At 71.9% G+C, this 3,255-nt stretch carries 4 protein-coding genes and 1 tRNA gene; 4 read left to right on the plus strand and 1 reads right to left on the minus strand.

All coding sequences use genetic code 11. The annotated features are described in order from the left end of the window. Window positions 1–210: 210 nt before the first annotated feature. Window positions 211–540, plus strand: a complete 330-nt coding sequence (locus AB0C84_RS45685) for a hypothetical protein (protein WP_361079088.1) — start codon at window positions 211–213, stop codon at window positions 538–540. 105 nt (window positions 541–645) lie between these two features. Then, window positions 646–1,215 (plus strand): carbonic anhydrase, encoded by a 570-nt coding sequence (locus AB0C84_RS45690; protein WP_338740784.1) that lies wholly within the window; start codon window positions 646–648, stop codon window positions 1,213–1,215. Window positions 1,216–1,225: 10 nt separating this feature from the next. Here AB0C84_RS45690 and AB0C84_RS45695 read toward each other — a convergent pair whose 3' ends face one another. Continuing rightward, on the minus strand, window positions 1,226–2,437 hold the full coding sequence (locus AB0C84_RS45695) for a cytochrome P450 (protein ID WP_361079092.1): 1,212 nt from the start codon (window positions 2,435–2,437) through the stop codon (window positions 1,226–1,228). A 58-nt stretch (window positions 2,438–2,495) separates the two neighbouring features. On the opposite strand from AB0C84_RS45695, the gene AB0C84_RS45700 reads away from it, so the two are divergent. Next, a complete protein-coding gene (locus tag AB0C84_RS45700) occupies window positions 2,496–3,131 on the plus strand; it encodes a helix-turn-helix domain-containing protein (protein ID WP_361079095.1) in 636 nt (211 codons plus the stop codon). 32 nt (window positions 3,132–3,163) lie between these two features. Then, window positions 3,164–3,237, plus strand: a tRNA-Met gene (locus AB0C84_RS45705). Window positions 3,238–3,255 lie beyond the last annotated feature (18 nt).

Genomic DNA, 3,255 nt, shown 5'->3' on the forward strand with positions numbered 1-3,255 from the left:
CGATCGGCGATCCCGCCTGCAGAAACACGGGGGAGAAGGCCATGGTCGGCATGGACGGGTGCGGGCCCGCGGCCGTGACCAGGGCAGGACCCCCTTACCGGTCACAGCTAGTATCAGGCCATCACTATGGGTAATCTTTGAGGTGTGGGAAAGCGTGCGACCAGGGCTGTCCGGCCGCGTGCGCGGAGTAGGCGCGCATGGGTGCTGGCGGTGATCCCCCTGGTCCTGCTGCTGCACGGGGTGAGCCACTCCAGCGGCCATCGCGGCAGCGCCGCCTACATCGCTGACGCCGACCGGCCGATCGCCCCGGCGACCTGCGCGCACGCCCCTGACGCGGAGCCCCTCGCCTCGCCGTGCGCCGAACACTGCGAGGCCGACCACGGCTCCTTCTTCGGAGGCGCCGCGCACTTCCCGCCCAGCGGCGCCGCTCCCGCCGCCACCGCCGTCGCCAGACGCCCCGCGACCGGCCCCGGCAGGCCCTCGACGGCCAGGGGCCCCGCGGTGCCGTCCCGCAATCGATCGCAGATCCTGCGCTGCTAATACCGGACGCCCACGTGGACGAGCGCGCGGTCCCACGCGTGCGAGTCCCGCGTGCCCGCACCTGACCTCGTCTGGTTCTTCATCCGAAGCGAAGGATCCGCTCCCATGCAACCCCTGATCGACCATGCCCGGCTCGCCCCGCAGCGCCAGGGCGGCCACCCGTCCGGCGGCGCCCAGGCCCCGGCGCCGCAGGCGATGTTCATCGCCTGCTCCGACGCCCGGCTCGTCCCGACGCAGCTGACCGGCGCCCGCCCGGGAGAACTGTTCGAACTGCGCACCGCCGGAAACGTCATCCCGCCGCACCGGATCGGACGGCTCACCGCCGAGGCCGCCACCGTGGAATACGCCGTCAACGTCCTGCGCATCACCGACATGATCCTGTGCGGCCACACCCAGTGCGGCGCCGTCCAGGCGCGGACCCGCTCACAGGCCCCGCGCACGGCGCCGACGATGTGGCTGTGGCTGCTCCAGACCCACCACTGGCGCCGCCTGCACACCCCCGACGCGGACCCCGGGCACCAGCATCTGCTCGCCCAGGCGGACAAGCTGCGGCGCTACCCGGCGGTGACCAAGAGCCTGCGCGCCGGACGCCTGCGCATGCACCTCTGGTACTACGACCTCGCCACCGCGACGGTCTCGGCCTGCCAGGAGGACGGGGCCTTCGTCCCGCTCTGACGGCCCCGGTTCACGGCCGCTCCCTGATGCCCGTGGCCGGTAGCGAGACCCAGCCGCGGGTGAAGGGCGACTGGATGCGCTCGGCGCTCTCCAGGTCCACTCCGATGTGGGGATGGGCCTGGAGAAGCTCCTCCAGCGCGACGCGGGCCTGGAGCTTCGCCAGGTGCGACCCGATGCAGAAGTGCACGCCGCTGGAGAAGCCCAGATGGCGCGGGATCTCACGGGTGACGTCCAGTTCGCCCGCGGACGGGCCGAACTCGCGCTCGTCCCGGTTCGCCGCCCCGAACAGCATCATCACCTTCTCGCCCTCCGGGATCCGCGTCCCGTGCAGCGTGACCGGGCGCGTGGTCGTCCGGGCCAGCGCCTGGACGGAGCTCTCCAGGCGCAGGAACTCCACCAGGGCGTTCGGGATCAGTGACGGATCGGACGCCAGGCGCTCGCGCTGCCCGTGGTCGCCGTCCAGCAGCGCCACGCCGTGCGAGATCAGGTTCCCGGTCGTGTCGTTGCCGCCCGCCACCATGACGAAGCAGAACCCGAGAATGTCCCAGTCGGTGAGGCGCTCCCCGTCCACCTCCGCCGCCGTCAGCGCGCTGACCAGGTCGTCGGACGGGTCGGCGCGACGCGCGTTGATCACGTCGGTGAAGTAGCCGAACATCTCCGCCACCGCGTTCACCGCCCCGTCCCGCATCGAGCGCAGGCCGAACCTCTCGTCCTGCAACGTCGTGAGGGCCGACACCCACGGGTCGAACCGCGCGCGGTCGGCCTCCGGGACGCCGAGCAGATGCGCCAGCGCGAACGTCGGCAGCGGCGAGGAGAAGTCCCGGTGCAGGTCCGGCGTCCCTCCGTCGGCGGCCGTGCGCTCCATCACCGCGATCCGGGACCGGACGAACCCCCGCAGGAGGTCTTCGAGCGCGGCCGTCCGGCGCGGCGTGAACCCGTGGCTGATCAGGCGCCGCAGGACCGCGTGCCGCGGCGGATCCAGCATCACGATCGTCGGGGCCAGGCCCAGCATGCCGATCTCGTCCGGATGGAACGTCAGGCCCTGCGCCGACGAGAACGTCTCCGCGTCCCGCGTCGCCGCCCAGACGTCCTCGAACCGCGACAGCGCCCAGAACGGCGGCTCACCGTGCCGGTGCACCGGCTCGCCGTCCCGGAGCCGCCGGTACGCCGGATAGGGATCGGCCTGGAAGCCGGGATCGAAAGGGTCGTAGACGTCCGCCACGGCCGGCCTCCGGTTCTAACAGGCGACGTTATTAACGCCCCCTGTTAGTATCACCGGCGTGCCGAAAGACGCAAGAGCCACCCGCCACGCCCTCATCCACGCCGGCGCCCACCTCTTCGCCGCCCACGGCATCGACGCCACCCGCACCCGCGACATCGTCGCCCTCGCCGGACAAGCCAACGACTCTGCCGTCACCTACCACTTCGGCTCCCGCGACGGCCTCCTCAACGCCATCCTCCGCGCAGGCGTCACCCGCATGGAACCCGCCCGCACCGCCACCCTCCCCACACTCCACCCAGACCACCCCCACGCCATCGTCGACGCCATCGTCCGCCCCACCGCCGACGAACTCCGCACCCCCCACGGCCGCGACTTCCTCCGCATCACCGCCCAGCTCGCCGGCCGCGCCGGAATCCGCGACCACCGCCCCCCGCCCCTCCTCCACGACACCGCCCTCCAACAACAACTCCACCTCCTCGAAACCGCCTGCCGCGCCGCCCTCCCCGAACCCCTCGCCCTCGAACGCATCACCCTCTTCATCGCCTTCCTCACCGCCGCCCTCGCCGACCGCGCCACCCGCACCCACCCGCCCGACGCACCCCCGCCCCACCCCGACCACCACACCTTCACCACCGACCTCACCGCCATGCTCACCGCCGCCCTCCAAGCCCCCCACCCAAACCCGTTTGCCTAAGCCACCCCGACCCCATACAGTTAAGACATCACCGCGGGGTGGAGCAGTTCGGTAGCTCGCTGGGCTCATAACCCAGAGGTCGCAGGTTCAAATCCTGCCCCCGCTACTGGTCCTAGGGTCCTCC

The organism is Actinomadura sp. NPDC048955, assembly GCF_040649435.1.
In the GTDB taxonomy this organism is placed as follows: domain Bacteria; phylum Actinomycetota; class Actinomycetes; order Streptosporangiales; family Streptosporangiaceae; genus Spirillospora; species Spirillospora luteofluorescens.